Genomic DNA, 14,524 nt, shown 5'->3' on the forward strand with positions numbered 1-14,524 from the left:
ATTTCTTGAGCAGGGCGAGATCGTGAACGTTTTTCAATCAATTTAACATAAGGTTTGACGTTAACATCTCGCTATGATCTTATACTCCCTTTTTTTGGGAGCACACCATGCATATTGACCACTTCAAAGAGAATTTCCAAACAATAACAGACCAGCGTCAAGGGGCTAAAGTGACCTATTGCCTTTTTGAGGTACTGTTTGGTTCGCTATGTGCCGTTATCGCAGGCGCTAAAGGCTGGTTTGATATTCGCGAATACATTCTTGGGCATCATGATTGGTTTAAAAACAACAAACTATTCGTGAACGGCATTCCCGCTGATGACACGATTGCTCGTATCATATCAACCATTGAACCTGAGCAGTTTCACCAATGTTTTATCAATTGGATGTCTTCGATACACACCCTTACTGAAGGCCAAGTTATTGCTATTGATGGAAAAACGCTTCGAGGGTCATACAATCGTGAAGATAGAGCCAGTACCATACACATGATTAGTGCCTACGCTTCCTCAAACAAATTAGTGCTTGGTCAGCTTAAAACAGAACAAAAAAGCAATGAGATAACCGCCATTCCTGAGTTGATAAAGATGTTAGATATCAAAGGGGCGTTAGTGACTATCGATGCGATGGCTTGTCAAACAAAGATAGCCAAAACCATTGTGGACCAAGGGGGTGACTATCTGCTTGCCGTTAAAAGTAACCAGGGAAAGCTACGCGAAGCGATAGTACAAGCCTTCGCTTTCCAGCGAGCTAACAATACGGACAAATCAGTGATTGAACACGGTCACGGACGTACTGAGTGTCGCCAGTGCTATGTTATTGATAGTAAAAACTTACTCGGTGACTTTTCAAAGTGGAAGGGGCTAAAAAATATCGTTATGGTTGAAAGTTGTCGCCTTGAGAAAGGAAAGCCAATCGAGCTTGAGTATCGTTATTACATCAGTTCTAAAGAGTTAAGTGCCGAACAAGCAGCGATAGCCGTTCGAGAACATTGGGGCATCGAATCGATGCACTGGGTGCTTGATGTCAGTATGAGTGAGGATGCATGTCAAATATACAACGCTCATGGGGCGGAAAATCTGTCATGCCTGCGTCATATGAGTTTGAATATGTTACGTGCAGAGCCGACGAAGATAAGCATTGTTGGAAAACAAAAGCGATGCATGATGAATCCATCGATGCTTGAAGCAGTATTAAAGACTGGATTTAGTGGTTCGGTTAAAAATTAAACACTCATGCGGTGGCCCTGATTTCTTGAGCTTATGGCTAATTCTACAAAAAATGAAGCGTCATTGGTATGTATGATTTTCTTGGGTAAAAACCATTTCTCACTCGCCTCGTATAAAGTATGCTTCTCACCTGTTTCAATATTTATTTTAATGAGTTTAGATTGTTCCCCTAATAAAGTAAGAGTAACAAATTCATCATGTTTGTTGGTGTCAGTAAAATTATATCGGTCTTCGTCATCTGACTCATAAATTAACCTTGTTCCGTTTACTGTTCCATCGGAAATATAAAGCTTACCCTCCAATATACAAACTACCGAAGTTCCCCAAAGTGAGCACTCTCTTTGATTGTAAAAATGCTCTAAATTATGAAATTTATGGCTTTTTTTCGTTGTTATATCGAATAAATAGTTACCACCAGCTAGTGAGTAAAGGTAGTTGTCACTCCCGACTTTCAATATATTTTGAGGAATTTCAACAGGATCTTTAAACGTACTAATGCTTTCTTTTATGAATTCAAACTCGTTGAATATTCGAGTTCCTTGGGTTGTTCCATCTGTAACATATATATCATTTGTTGGATGAGGATTAAATAAAACTTCATCTGTACTTAGCTGATATGTATTGTTATTTACTTGTTGAATTGATGAGCAGTTAATGTATTTTGAACCATCCTCCCATAGTAATTGTGGTACGACCTCACCATGCTTTATTACCCAAGGCTGTAGTCCATTGTCATTACAAGCTTGAAAAAAAGTACCCGCTTTAACTTGAAAGTGATTAAAGCTTTCATAGTTTTGAAATCCAGTACTTAAGTAATAGTGGTTTTTATTGAGGTCATAAGTTTTTACAAAGCTTTTATCATCAAGAGCTGAAACCTGAAAAGACAAAATGGCAAGTATTAAATAAATCATTCTCATATCGATTCCTTCGATTAAAATTATTATTCCTGTCTAGTGATTGTCGAAGTTTTACTTTGTATCGACAAATATCAACATAGTTTAATTAAGCTATTTTCAACAATCATTCGAGTCTAAAAGTCGACTAAAAATTGTACAGTAGTTGCTATTTTGTTAAAAGCATTTTATTGAAAAAGTAACATAGTTATTGTTTTTCTAAAGCAGCAAAATTTAATACTTTTAGATTCTTATTTGTCTTGTATCTTGAAGAAGGATAGCCTGCTTGAAATCTGGCGGATCCCCTCATAATTTAGGTCTGCCAGCGGTATGAACCAGTTTGATATATTCGTTTAATGCCCAGTAAATTATCGATGCTTTCAGCGTGTATTTTGGCCTTCGCCGCACTTCTTTTCCTAATCTTACAACGGATAATACAGCGCGATGTTTGATGCTGTTCGCCTGAAAATCCTTCTGCCAGCCAAGATGCCTCGCGGCTATACCTATACACCACAACAGTATTTCTGCCAGCATTGTGATAAGCAATAACACATCATATCGCTTTGGACACCGACTGCGACTTTGCCTCAGCCCCATTCCATATTGCGGGCTTTTTAAATCCCGAAAGGTTTCTTCAATTTGCATGCGTTTAGCATATAACTCAACCACTTTTATCGAGTTGAAATATTCAGGCGGTAAGTTGGTCGCCAGTAACCAGGGCTCCTTGCTGCCTAAGCGATAACTCTTTTGTGCTGTGTGATTTCGGCCTGCTTTTGAAGAGCGCTTATCTTTACGTAATTTGGGCTTAGCCTTAAATAGATGTAAATGGCAGCTTAGCGGTGATTTACGTGCAAGCTGGACATTACCTATGTCTTTAGCGGTTGAGTTTGCTTTCGGGTAGAGCGATTTATTCGAGAACCAGGTCGCTTTTCCATGATGCATAAAGCTTACATCGCCACGTACTCTACCAAGCCAGAACCAACCATAACGTTCAACTTCTCTGAACCAGGTATTACGATAACCTGCATCGGTCACGATGAGCGGACAACAGCCTTGAGGTAGAACATTGGCGAGTTCAGCGAGAAACGCATTATGGCTGCGAGGTGCGTTGTAGTCTTCAAACAAAAAAGTGCGTTCATACAAGGTCACAGAACGGCCTTGAACACTAATTGATGCGCGTAATGTCATCATTCGAAGCTGCTCACGGACATCAGACCAATCGACCAAGATGATAGGCATGGGGTTTGAAGCACACAGATAACGAGCATGCCACTGATATATCGTTATTTTATCTTGAACTAAGTGATGATTACCTAAGAGTCGGTCAATACGTTTAATGTTATGTTTAGCCGCCACAGAGCCTGTAATATTGCGACCAAGCTGAGTGAGTGACAATTGATTTCCATCGAGTAGTGATTCAGTGGCAACCATCAGAGAATTAAGGCGTTTTTGATGAATTTTTGGGCATTGTTTTTTAAGCAAATCGTGTAGTATATGGATATCACGCATGGTGTTAGATTTAATAGGTTTTTGGCGAAATTGATTAGATCAGATAGCACCATGCGTGTCTACTATTTTGAAATTTAAAAGGATTATCTGGGGATTCCCTAGACAGAGTATTTAAGACAATTTATTAAAAAAGCAATGTTTGAAACGCTTGTTTGATTTACACGTTTTTTTTCGCACTCACTGACTGCGAGCCATTTTCAATACCATTAATTTTCGCTCTCTGCTGTAGCGAAATAATGACAGCTTTGGCAGTGTTTGTGCCTCATTTGGCGCTGTTACTGCCAATCGAGACAGATTGTTAATTTAGGTTTAAAGTTTATTTATTAACCACACCCGATCATCAAATTTGATAGTCAATTTTCTCAATATCCTTAAGCAATGCAGCAACGTTTATATCTTTGCCGTAACGACTGAAAGTGATGTTGGGATTAGCGTGACCGACGATTTGCGCCACGATGTGCTCACTGATATCTAATTGCTTCATTTCATCGATAAACGTGTGTCTTAGGCCGTAGGCGGTTGGACGCTGATTCGCTTGCATGCCGATTTCGGTTTGAAGCTTAGCGAGCTGTTTGCAGTAAGTTTTTGACCAATCTTCAATGATGCCAACGGGTTTATAATCAAACAGCTGGGTATGTGTTGATTTTCTTTGCTCAACAAACGCAATAAAGCCTAGCTCAAGCAAGTGCTGATGTATTGGCACATAACGTTTAGCATTGAGGTTCTTTAATCGTTGTACAGCGCCACTGTCATCAATGCTAATGCAGTGTATGCCGTCGATTAGTTTGATATCTCCAGGTTTGAGCTGGCAAGCTTCTGAAGGCCTTAAACCACCATAAAGCATCAAACGGGTGACCCATTTGAAATCGGTTGTTGAAGCCTTGAATGATGAGCTGCGAAGTAGTCGTTTAAGTTCAGGATGCATCCAGCGGTCTCTAGCTTGATTCGGTTTAGCTTTTGGTTTTTGTCCGACAGTAACGCTTTCAAAGGGGTTGTGGTTGCAGTAGTTCATTAGCTGGCACCATTTAAAGAACTGGAATATTGCTGCTAAGTACTCTTTATTGCTTTTGTAGCTTCGGCCTTGAGTCAGTAAAGCATCTCGATAGGTCATCGCATCAGCACTGGTGATGTCATGCACACATTTATATTCAGCTTGAAGCTTGGTTTTAAGAATGGATTTTGATGATACGGTATCAATAAAATGCCGAGTACGCTGCTCAAGCTGCTTTATAGACAGCGGCCGAATGGCTGATTTTTGTTTTGAAATAATAAATGCGCTTAATGCTTCGTTTAACCCAATAACAGGCTTTGCTTGCGCAACAGCTGTGGTTTCACGATGCTGAGACAACTTAGTGTCTCTAATGGGGATAGCATGAGGTTTTTGCGTGATGTTGAACGTAATATCAGAATCATCAGCATCAAACTGAGCTCTAAGATGGTTAATGACCTCATCAACGTAGCGAATAAAATCATTAATACGGGTTTGATGGTCAATAGACCTGATGATTTTTTTGAGTGCTCCGGCAACATCAATGTTACGGATGACCGCTTCTGCTCTGTCACGAGTTAGTAAGGAGACTTTTACGTCAAAAGGGAAGCCCTTGTCGCGTAAATATTTGGCTAAACAGATACGTGTAAAGTATACGTTGTTGGGTGCTCGATAAAGATACATTGTCTGAGTCAATCCTTATGGAGAGCCCCTCAAACGCCAAAAACAAAAAAAGCCGTTGATAATCAACGGCTTTTCTCATATTAAATGTGGCGGAGGGATAGGAATTTGAACCCAAGAAACCAGACACAAAATAAAACTAAAATTCATTATAATCAATTACTAATCGAAAAGTCACATCTCAGATAGTGAACATTCGTAGTCGATATATGACATTTAAATATTTATCGGTTAGATTGTCAAGAAAGTCATAGTCTCTTGTCATGTAATACTAATATCTTACGTATAAAGGTTCGTATAGGCCAAAGTAACACTTAAAATTAGGACAAAAATATTTTCCTTTTACTTTTTGAAAACCTGGTTCATTTATTTTCTCTTTAAAATAGATTGTAAATATTGCATTTTTCTCAGTAATTTTAAATATCTTGCTCCCTAAGTTTTCAGGTAATTTTTTAACAAATAAATGCTCATAATATAAACTTGCACCATCATTAAACTCTTGTACGATTACAGCCTCAACAGAGTCGTTGACATTTCCTACAATTTCAATTGCAGGTTCTGCTACGGTTGAAAGGGAAAAAATTGCTAATAAGTACAGTATCTTCATTTATTTTGCTTCTCAGAAGGTTTACTTAACGTTCTAAATGAACCGCCCAGTGCCGAGTCGCATGGGTCTGGAGGCTAGATGCCTCCGGCTACCCGATTAGAAATTTTTTACAAGTACTCCCGAAACCAACTAACAAGCTCTTTATTTGCTTTTTCTTTGTTTTGCATTAAACCATGATTATCATTGGGATAGATAATAAGTTTGTGAGGAATGCTGTTTTTAGTTAGGGCACTTGCTAACTCAATAGAGTTTTTAGCTGATACACGTTTATCATTTTCACCGTGTAAAAGTAAAATAGGAATATTCGGCGATAGTTCACTAACCCATTTTAATACTGAGCGCCTCTCTAATTCTGCTACTTTGTTTTTATCGTAATAGGGGATCCTATTAGCGTATACTTTTTCCATAGCCGGACGAAAATCGAGTTCTTTTAACAAATCAGTAGTACCAGCAATCGTTGCTATTGCCTTTATTTTACTCGTTTTCTTTAAAGCTAGATGAGTTTGCATTCCTCCACGACTAGCTCCATACATCCCAATACGCTGTTCATCAGCCCCCTCAATACTTGGGATGTAATCTAATAATGCAGTGACATCATTAACATCACTTCCACCAAATTCATCGTGAGCAGATGGGTTTTTGGTAAAAGTTCCACGATATTGACTACCGATAATGACAAAACCTTCGTTAGCAATAGGAAATAAGTTCTGCATCATTGACCCGAAAACAACGCCTCCAAAGTTCCCATTACCACCACGGTTATATACTAGTACAGGTAATTTTTCTAAGTTTATTTTTGGCTTAATAATATATCCGTATACATCATTGCCATCGACTTGATATTTAAACGTATTACACGATAAGTTATTCTTATAATGATTAAAATTATCCTCCCCGAACATAGAATCAAACCATGACAATTTTTTGAGTAGCTCCTCTTTGGTTTTAATTCTTTTACTATATTTTTTCTCCATAAAGCCACGCCATGAATCATAGCTTTGGAATATTGAAGTAAAGCAATCCTTTTGAACTTTAATCCGTTCATCATTGATTAAATTGGTTGCTTGAGAAGTAAATGATAAAAGAGCTAAAGAGATTATTGATAAGTATTTGTTCACATGAACTCCATGTCGGTGATTGAAAATTTTAACAGTTTATTAAAGGGCCAAATAAATTTAAAGTCAGCCGTTTAAGTTATTGATTAATATCATCCTACATTTGCTATCTTATTGAAGTAAAGCAATTAATTGTGCCTAACAGACAAAAACAAACCGAGCTTGCGCGTAAAGTAGAGTTTGTGGTCACCGCCAGAAAAATTAAAAGCATTAATATCAGACGATTACGATTTTTCTATTTTCAATACGATACAACTAAAAAACGATTTTTATTCGATTTTTAGCGTAAATCGATGAAACACCATTATAACTGTACATAAATACAGTGCGCACCACGTAAAAGTGTGCATACTGATTTTATCTTTCACGCTTTTGATTTTTTCACATGCACAGCATGTGGCTGTTGGGGTTAAGGGGTTTCCCCTTACCCGAGCACCTATCCGACCTTTTGGGAACCAAAAGTGGGATAGGTGCGTACCGGGTTACTGTATATACCCACTTTTAAGTGGGTTAATCTTTTTAGCCGTCAAAATAGCCGATATACACTTTTACGCACTCTTTGAGTGCTGTTATTTAAATAAAATGGGGCCAGAATGTCTTAGATTAGTCGGATAATGATGAGTTTATCTGCAATGATTTGGCTCTCTATGAGAGCGATTTTGTTTGTTAACAAAAAACGGTCGCACTCATAGAGAGCCAATTTTTTTAGTTTCGATTTCGGCTCGCACTCTGCTGTAGTGAAAATTTTACACTAATTGATAATTACACCAAGTATTTAAAACACTTATTAAATTACAAGTAAAACAAATAATATCATTACCTTAAAAGTTTTTTCATGTTCTTTGATGTCTCGGTTGGCACTCAAACTGCCATCTGTGACATTATCTCTGCCACCATTGGCAGTAACACTGCCATCGGGTTAATCTGTATTGCCGCTATTGTTAGCTAAACCTATTGGACTCACTCTAAAGTGACATAAAAATCACTAGTAACTCACTCTAAAGCGTTATCGAAAGTATTCTAGATATCAGGCAATAGGTTACATTACTGTGCAGAGAAGGCTGTTACATTGAGTCTGTAAGACAAAGAGAGGTTATGTTGCTTAAGCGTAAAAGGCCCACATGCACAATGGTGTATGTGGGCCTATGCTTGGGGATTGATTATTCGAATTTACGCCTAGTTAGGCTAGTAGCACTTCAAAGATCCTAATGTGTTCGTTATTGAGAAATGTTAACTTAATTAACTACTGACTATGGCAAAACTAAGACGATTAATCTCAAAATTATTGATATTTTTAACACTAACTAATCTAAATCAAATTCATCCTTAGTCAGTTTCTGATTTTTTCGTTTTAATGCACTTTCTAGTTCACTGTCTTTTGTTAATTTAGCTATATCTATAGAAATATCTCGATGCTGGGGTGACAACTTGTCGTTAAATGCATCAACGATAAGACCCAAGAATCCACGCGCATCAGAGTTATTGTAAACATGTAAGCGTTTAAACATCCGTTCCAATATTTGGCTCAAAGGAAGTAGTTTCTGTAAGGTCATCTCGGCTAAGCTGTCTATTAGTGCTCGCTTTTGGCTGATGATATTACCCAGCTCATTAACTTGTTTTTTCATGCCATCAAGGGTTTGATTTAACTTAACCTTTTCACTCTTTTTATGCTGTATATCAACGGTTAAATCTCGTGCAAGTTGCTGTCCCTGAAAAATCTCGCTTTTGATGCTGTCATTATCAATTTTTAACTTGCGATTTTCTTCTATATATTCAATATTTTTAGCTTTCAATTTATCCTGTTCTTCTACACTCGTTGATATGTTATAAGTGATCGAGTTCCAAGTCTCTTTCAACACAGTAACCTGTTGCTGTTGCCACTCAATTGTGCGGTTATAATAATTAAATTGACGCTGATATTTGGGCAATCGAGCTTCAGCATTCATTTGTTTTCTCAATTCAGAATTACGCTCTGATGCAGGTGAAAATTCGACATTCAAGTCTTTTTTATTAAACAAGTCTGCATTAATAAATTCATAAAACATCTGCTGCATGTAGCTGGTGACTGAGCTCGCGTCTATGTAACGTAAACGACCAGTTTCATCTAAACAATCACTGGTATCTCCTCGTTTTATCAAAAACTCATTCACACGTTTTATTTGTGACAAACGTAAGTCATATTCCCCAGTCAAGCTGTTTTTTCCTGAAATAAATGCATGAACATGCCCGCCAGTATTTTCATTTGGTAAGCGCTCATCATGATGTAAAACCATCAATTTAATCGGATATTCAGAGTAAAATGTTTGCAAAAACAACTTCATCGTACTCATCATTTCAGTATTACTAATGATATCTGTGCCTACACAATGATTGACGGGGATTTTAAATAATACTTCTTCGAAATTAGTGGAGTTGAGTGTTTTAGGCTTATCGATTAAGGCGTTGTGGGCTTTGATATATTTCGTTATCTGTGCGATTTTCTGTTTTTTTCTAGGTATATCTAACTGATTTAGTGTGTCTTTAACTTCATTGATGTTAATAAATTCATTTGACTCAATATAAGATTTCATTAACAAAGAAAACGTTCCTGACACATTTTCATTCTCTAACCATTGTTTTATCTTATAAAGAGCTTTTGATTTTATTTTGCTTTTTTCAGCATATGATCCTGCACTTTTTGTTGTATCTCCCATCACATCAAACAATATTTGCTCACGCTGCTCTTGTGAAAATGAATCAAGGGGGACAATACCTTCGTCAGTATCAATCAGGTTTGCTGCTGATAAAGCAACATCCCACTCTACCGCCAACTCGTCACGAGTTCGAAATAACTTACTCATTTTCCCAAGATAAGTTAATCCGGACATACTAGGGCTAGAAAGACGAAGCGAATGAATAAGAGATGCTTTACCAGTCCTACGTCCTTTAGCATTAAAACTGTAATTAACAATCGAATAGAAAGCCCTAATTTCTCTCATAACTTCCTCCGATAGCCGACTGAACTAGAAGCTGAGTGATGCATTGCATCAACAGTTGGGGATGCTGATGTAACAACGTGTTGACTTGTTCAGGTGTAAATGCGGTGTGACCGCTGCTCGCGAAGGAACTCCCTTGTAAAACTGTATGATTTGGAGGCAATAAATCACTGGTGGCTTGCGAAAATTGAACTTCTGTTTTGTCAGGCTTAATTCGTCCAAAAACACTTGAAAATTGCTTTGAAACAAGAACTAAATTATTAGGTGCATCTTGAGACATCCATCTGCCATAGTGGATGTCTATCATTGCTGTAGAATTATGCCCCATTTGGCGCGCTATCCACTCTTTGGGTATCCCCGCGGTGAGGGATTGGCTTGCAAATGTGTGCCTGAGCTGTCCTGCGCCGCGATGAGTGATGCCAGCAGCTTTCAGTAATGGCGTAAAATAGGTTTTGTTATATTGTTTTGCGTGAAGAAAAGGTTGATTAGTTTTGCTGTTGTAGAAAACAGGAGAAAAAGGTTGAGTTTTCTTGGTTTTATTATCAGCTTGTAAAACGGTAAAGTTAACGGCTTTTTTGTGACCGGTGATTAAATATTGTTGTTGTAATATTTCAATCGCTGAATCGCATAACTCAACCGTTCGAACAGAGCCTGCTGTTTTCGGTGTCTTATATATGTTATCGACTAACGCAATGGTTACGCGTAACTGGGCGCGGCTTAAATCGACCATTTCCCACGTCAAGGCAAGTAATTCACAAATACGCAGACCAGTTAGTACACCGAGCTGATACAAGTTTCTGCCACTTTCGCATTCAGATTTTACTTTACTCATTGAAGCTAATTCACTGAGAGTGAAAGGCTCTGGCTCAGGATGAAGAACTTTCAAGTTTGAAATATCTGTGAGAGGATTTTGAGTTATAGCACCATCTCGTAATGCGCGATTAAACACTGCACGTAAAATGATTAAGAATTCGTTGATAGTTTTGTTTGCATATTGCGCATCAAGCGTTTGAATGAGCTGCAGAATGTCACTGTGAGTCACAGCGCTAATTGGCCATTTGCCAATTAATTCTTTTAGTTTAAAAGCCTTGCTTCGCTCTGAGTTCAAAGTCGAAGGTGCTGCTTTGATTTGCCTGTATGATAAATAAGCGTCGATAGAATGGTTAATTGTTTGAGTCATTATCCCCAGCACTGCAGGCTTTAATTTAGCCTGCTTTATTCTTGGGGACTACATTACACTCAAAAAATAATACAATCAACACCTATTTAAACTTAAAGCATTGTTTTTTATATATTTTTAAAGTTTTATTAAGTCAATTTTATTCGAAAACTGACTTAATGACGACAAAATAAACCTTCACTTTACTCAACAATCTTGTGTCTTAAGCTATTCAGCCTCAAGTAAAATCGCTTTCTCGTCTGGGATTAAATCATGCACTGAGCATTCAAGAATCGCTGCAATAACATACACTTTCTCTAAGCTGATGCTTTTCTCACCGCGCTCTACGATACCAATATAGTTGAGGCTAAAGCCGCATTGCTGTGACAGGTCTTTCTGAAGTATGTCTTTTTCTTTTCTTTTTTCTGCGAGTTTTTTTCCAAACTCAATAGCAATCTTTTTTTTCATTCTTATCTTGTAGATTAAATTAAAACACACTATAGTGTGTTTTGTGGTGGTTAATCACTTAGCTAATATCAGTTTGCCGCTGCCTTATTAGCTAAACGCTCGCCCAGGGATGCTAGCATCCCTGGGTTTATTTACTCACAACTCGAATCCTTCAAAATGACACAAGTTGATTTTATAGACATTATTAATAAACATTGCCCCGTCGTTTTTACTACGGAGTATTTGTTACAAGCCCTTATCTATACGTATGAGACTGAAGATGCCGCCATTCTTCGAAAATACATGCATAACAATTTATACCGGTTGGAAAAAAAACACTTTATTAAACGGCTTTCGCCCAAAAGTTGTCGCAACGCACAATTTGAGCAGCGACTCAGTCTACACGCCCCCATTCACATGCAGCCCAAAAGGCCAAACAGTACTTTACATAAGCACATTGATAATCAGAGCATGGTAAAAAACCACTATAATGTACTTCAGCAACATATCAAGCAGTTAACACATAAACTCAATGCTTTTAAATTGCTTAGCCATAAGTTTCATTTATATAGCCCCATCATCAATGGCAAAATCAAGGTGTTAGATACCGAGCTATATGCAAAAGGCATTGAGCTCAATGCTGTCAATGAATTGATAGATGAAATCAAAAAATCGAGCAGAGGTTGAGCGTAAGTTGGCAAAAGGCATTATTGACTAAACTATGCTATTCGCACCACTCGGTAAATTGACATTAGATTAACGGCATTTGCCGTTGAAAATGTTGAATGGAATAAAGCTTGGTAATTAAAATTGACGCCAAGGCGATGTAAAGTCACCGGCGTTGTTACGCTGTCATACCATGCGATAACTTAGTTATCGTCGCATTAATCATGTCCAAACCAATTATGGTATCTAGCAGCGTTATCGGTCGTTGATTAGCAAACGCCTGGTTGGGTGTCTTTAGCCATAAAAGCATTTTATCTTGCGTACCAAAGTACTCTGTTCCTGCTTGAATAAGGCTGATTAGCATCAACACACGCTCGGTCGCGATGGCTGGCAACAGCTTATTGTGAAGTCTTAATTTTACTCCCAATACAGAAGCTAATTCACGCCTAGATAAGCCCGTAAACGTCATCGAATTAGTTAGCGTCTCAGCAGTTAACCCCTGCCGGATAAGCTCTATATCGCTATATGATTCAACATTAAGGGGCTCGGTAGATGAAACAATCAATGCTGAAAACGCTTTTTTGAACATACAGGCCAACTTCAACAGAAATGGTATTTGATAGCAGTATAAGTGAAATTCAAAAGCCTGAAGACCTAATTTATTCGGAGACAATAAAGGCTAAGCTTCGTTGTCACTTCAAACACACTTTTGGACAAAAGCTGGTTAGAGTTAAAGCTCTTAAAGTGATGAGTCTAATTAGGGAATGTATGGCAAAAATTTACAACCTAATGTCAGCAATGCGTACAAAGTTAGCATTATAAATTTTATGATGAACGACTGCTATAGTGGCTCAGGAGCCAGTAAGATGATGAACAATCATTGTTGACTTTCTATGCCTCCTGCAAGCTCTCATCGGATGTAGGAACATCCTTTATAGAGCGGAACGTTTCACACCAAAGCGAACGCTGGGTAAAAAAAGAAAAGGTGCTTATAATAATTAATGGAAGATTACTATTAATGATAACGAACTTAATGAGGTTTCTATGAGCACTAAAGAGTACGTGTATGAAGATAACAATAGCGATTTTGCACTGTTTCAAGAAATCACGTTTGATGATGAAAACAATAACCCCGCTGTACTGCAAATCGATAATGCTTCAAACTTTTCGGTTTTTTCCCACAAATTGATGAGTGATAGTGATAAAGTTTCGTCACAACTTATAGCTGAAATTCCCGCAGACGAATTCGATAAAATTGCAATTGAGTGGTGTAAAAAGCGTAAATTGCATGGTGCGTTAGGAGGGCCAGTCGGTCTAGAGTTTGGTAGCCCCGATTGTAAGTATGATTAATTATAAACTGGTCGAATTCGACCAGTTTAGATCCTCTCTTTGGAGTTACTGAAACTAATGGCACAAAGTTATCGTTAATAATTTGATGATGAGTTGTATTGGATTAGCAAATTTGGCCACAGAGTTTGAGCTATAGACATGAGGAAAAGTAAGCCAAAATGCAGATGCTTCAAATCATGGTCAATCTCGCTCTGGCTTGCTTTGGGGCAAAAGTTTGTTAGATTTAGCAGAACTGCATTGGAACTAATTTTCAAGTGAGGCGATGACCTTAATAGCGATTTCTTGAGGGCATTCGCCATATGATTGCTGAAGACTAATAAATGATTCTGCATTAAAGCAGACGCTTATGACATCCAAAGGCGTTCCTTTGAGTGTTTGCATTGGAAAAGTCACCATCTTGTCATCGATACTTAACTGCTCCCAAATAATAATTTTACCTTCCTTGTCTCGTAAACGCCTGGACTCTTTTAATTCTGAGCATCTTCTTTTTAATTCCAGCCATAATTCGATGGACATATCATTAGAGCGCGCTATTTTGTGAAACGCAGAAAATTTCGCTTTATATCTCTTACTCACATAACGCATATAGCCCCCGAATCTTACGTATTGTTTAGAAGCATCTTAGCACGGCGGCTCCTTTTAAATGCAGCAACCATCTCACATAACGCTCCAGTTAAAACTACTGGCTCACTCTTTTATACAAACTAATTTCGCTCTCAGTGAGAGCGAAAAGGTTTATTTCGCACTACCCTGTAGCTGATGCGTGCTGGGTTGCAGAGCATTTAAGACTATTTATTAAAAAAGCAATGTTTGAAACGCTTGTTTGATTTACAAGTCCTTTTCGCACTCACTGACTGCGAGCCATTTTCTATACCATTATATTTCGCTCTCTGCTGTAGCGAAAT

13 protein-coding genes are annotated in these 14,524 nt (G+C 38.0%); 3 read left to right on the forward strand and 10 right to left on the reverse strand.

Features of this window, described 5'->3' with window-relative positions; translation table 11 throughout:
- The first annotated feature begins 107 nt into the window (after positions 1–107).
- Positions 108–1,229 carry an ISAs1 family transposase gene (locus EGC82_RS12570; RefSeq protein ID WP_124729838.1) on the forward strand — a complete coding sequence of 374 codons (1,122 nt, stop codon included), beginning with the start codon at positions 108–110 and terminating at the stop codon, positions 1,227–1,229.
- Here EGC82_RS12570 and EGC82_RS12575 read toward each other — a convergent pair.
- The 8 genes from EGC82_RS12575 to EGC82_RS12615 all read right to left on the reverse strand — a co-directional run bounded on the left by EGC82_RS12575 (position 1,226) and on the right by EGC82_RS12615 (position 11,624).
- Positions 1,226–2,146 (reverse strand): hypothetical protein, encoded by a 921-nt coding sequence (locus tag EGC82_RS12575; RefSeq protein ID WP_124731069.1) that lies wholly within the window; start codon positions 2,144–2,146, stop codon positions 1,226–1,228. The genes EGC82_RS12570 and EGC82_RS12575 overlap by 4 nt on opposite strands.
- 282 nt (positions 2,147–2,428) lie before the next feature.
- Positions 2,429–3,631: an IS4 family transposase gene (locus EGC82_RS12580; protein WP_124731070.1), complete on the reverse strand. Its 1,203-nt coding sequence runs from the start codon at positions 3,629–3,631 to the stop codon at positions 2,429–2,431.
- 340 nt (positions 3,632–3,971) lie between these two features.
- Positions 3,972–5,303: a tyrosine-type recombinase/integrase gene (locus tag EGC82_RS12590; protein ID WP_124731072.1), complete on the reverse strand. Its 1,332-nt coding sequence runs from the start codon at positions 5,301–5,303 to the stop codon at positions 3,972–3,974.
- Positions 5,304–5,571: 268 nt separating this feature from the next.
- Complete coding sequence (locus EGC82_RS12595; protein WP_124731073.1) at positions 5,572–5,907, reverse strand: hypothetical protein; 336 nt, start codon at positions 5,905–5,907, stop codon at positions 5,572–5,574.
- Positions 5,908–6,014: 107 nt separating this feature from the next.
- On the reverse strand, positions 6,015–7,025 hold the full coding sequence (locus EGC82_RS12600) for an alpha/beta hydrolase family protein (RefSeq protein WP_124731074.1): 1,011 nt from the start codon (positions 7,023–7,025) through the stop codon (positions 6,015–6,017).
- Between the two features lie 1,301 nt (positions 7,026–8,326).
- Positions 8,327–10,000: a hypothetical protein gene (locus tag EGC82_RS12605; protein ID WP_124731075.1), complete on the reverse strand. Its 1,674-nt coding sequence runs from the start codon at positions 9,998–10,000 to the stop codon at positions 8,327–8,329.
- The gene (locus EGC82_RS12610; RefSeq protein WP_124731076.1) at positions 9,987–11,177 is read right to left on the reverse strand and encodes a tyrosine-type recombinase/integrase; all 1,191 of its coding nucleotides are present in this window, start codon (positions 11,175–11,177) and stop codon (positions 9,987–9,989) included. The genes EGC82_RS12605 and EGC82_RS12610 overlap by 14 nt, the downstream gene beginning before the upstream one ends.
- A 207-nt stretch (positions 11,178–11,384) precedes the next feature.
- Positions 11,385–11,624: a helix-turn-helix domain-containing protein gene (locus tag EGC82_RS12615; protein WP_124731077.1), complete on the reverse strand. Its 240-nt coding sequence runs from the start codon at positions 11,622–11,624 to the stop codon at positions 11,385–11,387.
- Between the two features lie 156 nt (positions 11,625–11,780).
- Here EGC82_RS12615 and EGC82_RS12620 point away from each other — a divergent pair, with 156 nt between their 5' ends.
- Complete coding sequence (locus tag EGC82_RS12620; protein ID WP_124731078.1) at positions 11,781–12,290, forward strand: hypothetical protein; 510 nt, start codon at positions 11,781–11,783, stop codon at positions 12,288–12,290.
- A 157-nt stretch (positions 12,291–12,447) separates the two neighbouring features.
- Here the strand turns inward: EGC82_RS12620 and EGC82_RS12625 are convergent, their stop codons facing one another.
- A complete protein-coding gene (locus tag EGC82_RS12625; RefSeq protein ID WP_124731079.1) occupies positions 12,448–12,858 on the reverse strand; it encodes an antitoxin Xre/MbcA/ParS toxin-binding domain-containing protein in 411 nt (136 codons plus the stop codon).
- Positions 12,859–13,313: 455 nt separating this feature from the next.
- Between EGC82_RS12625 and EGC82_RS12630 the strand changes: the two genes are divergently transcribed.
- Positions 13,314–13,619 carry a hypothetical protein gene (locus tag EGC82_RS12630; protein WP_124731080.1) on the forward strand — a complete coding sequence of 102 codons (306 nt, stop codon included), beginning with the start codon at positions 13,314–13,316 and terminating at the stop codon, positions 13,617–13,619.
- A gap of 243 nt (positions 13,620–13,862) precedes the next feature.
- Here the strand turns inward: EGC82_RS12630 and EGC82_RS12635 are convergent, their stop codons facing one another.
- A complete protein-coding gene (locus tag EGC82_RS12635) occupies positions 13,863–14,204 on the reverse strand; it encodes a hypothetical protein (protein WP_124731081.1) in 342 nt (113 codons plus the stop codon).
- Positions 14,205–14,524 lie beyond the last annotated feature (320 nt).

Source organism: Shewanella livingstonensis (genome assembly GCF_003855395.1).
GTDB lineage: Bacteria > Pseudomonadota > Gammaproteobacteria > Enterobacterales > Shewanellaceae > Shewanella > Shewanella livingstonensis.

What these genes read in the sequence shown, in the direction of transcription:
- EGC82_RS12595 (WP_124731073.1), bottom strand. Translation starts at nt 5,907, where the DNA reads ATGAAGATACTGTACTTATTAGCAATTTTTTCCCTTTCAACCGTAGCA.
- EGC82_RS12570 (WP_124729838.1), top strand. Translation starts at nt 108, where the DNA reads ATGCATATTGACCACTTCAAAGAGAATTTCCAAACAATAACAGACCAG.
- EGC82_RS12590 (WP_124731072.1), bottom strand. Translation starts at nt 5,303, where the DNA reads ATGTATCTTTATCGAGCACCCAACAACGTATACTTTACACGTATCTGT.
- EGC82_RS12615 (WP_124731077.1), bottom strand. Translation starts at nt 11,624, where the DNA reads ATGAAAAAAAAGATTGCTATTGAGTTTGGAAAAAAACTCGCAGAAAAA.
- EGC82_RS12620 (WP_124731078.1), top strand. Translation starts at nt 11,781, where the DNA reads ATGACACAAGTTGATTTTATAGACATTATTAATAAACATTGCCCCGTC.
- EGC82_RS12625 (WP_124731079.1), bottom strand. Translation starts at nt 12,858, where the DNA reads ATGTTCAAAAAAGCGTTTTCAGCATTGATTGTTTCATCTACCGAGCCC.
- EGC82_RS12580 (WP_124731070.1), bottom strand. Translation starts at nt 3,631, where the DNA reads ATGCGTGATATCCATATACTACACGATTTGCTTAAAAAACAATGCCCA.
- EGC82_RS12635 (WP_124731081.1), bottom strand. Translation starts at nt 14,204, where the DNA reads ATGCGTTATGTGAGTAAGAGATATAAAGCGAAATTTTCTGCGTTTCAC.
- EGC82_RS12605 (WP_124731075.1), bottom strand. Translation starts at nt 10,000, where the DNA reads ATGAGAGAAATTAGGGCTTTCTATTCGATTGTTAATTACAGTTTTAAT.
- EGC82_RS12610 (WP_124731076.1), bottom strand. Translation starts at nt 11,177, where the DNA reads ATGACTCAAACAATTAACCATTCTATCGACGCTTATTTATCATACAGG.
- EGC82_RS12630 (WP_124731080.1), top strand. Translation starts at nt 13,314, where the DNA reads ATGAGCACTAAAGAGTACGTGTATGAAGATAACAATAGCGATTTTGCA.
- EGC82_RS12575 (WP_124731069.1), bottom strand. Translation starts at nt 2,146, where the DNA reads ATGAGAATGATTTATTTAATACTTGCCATTTTGTCTTTTCAGGTTTCA.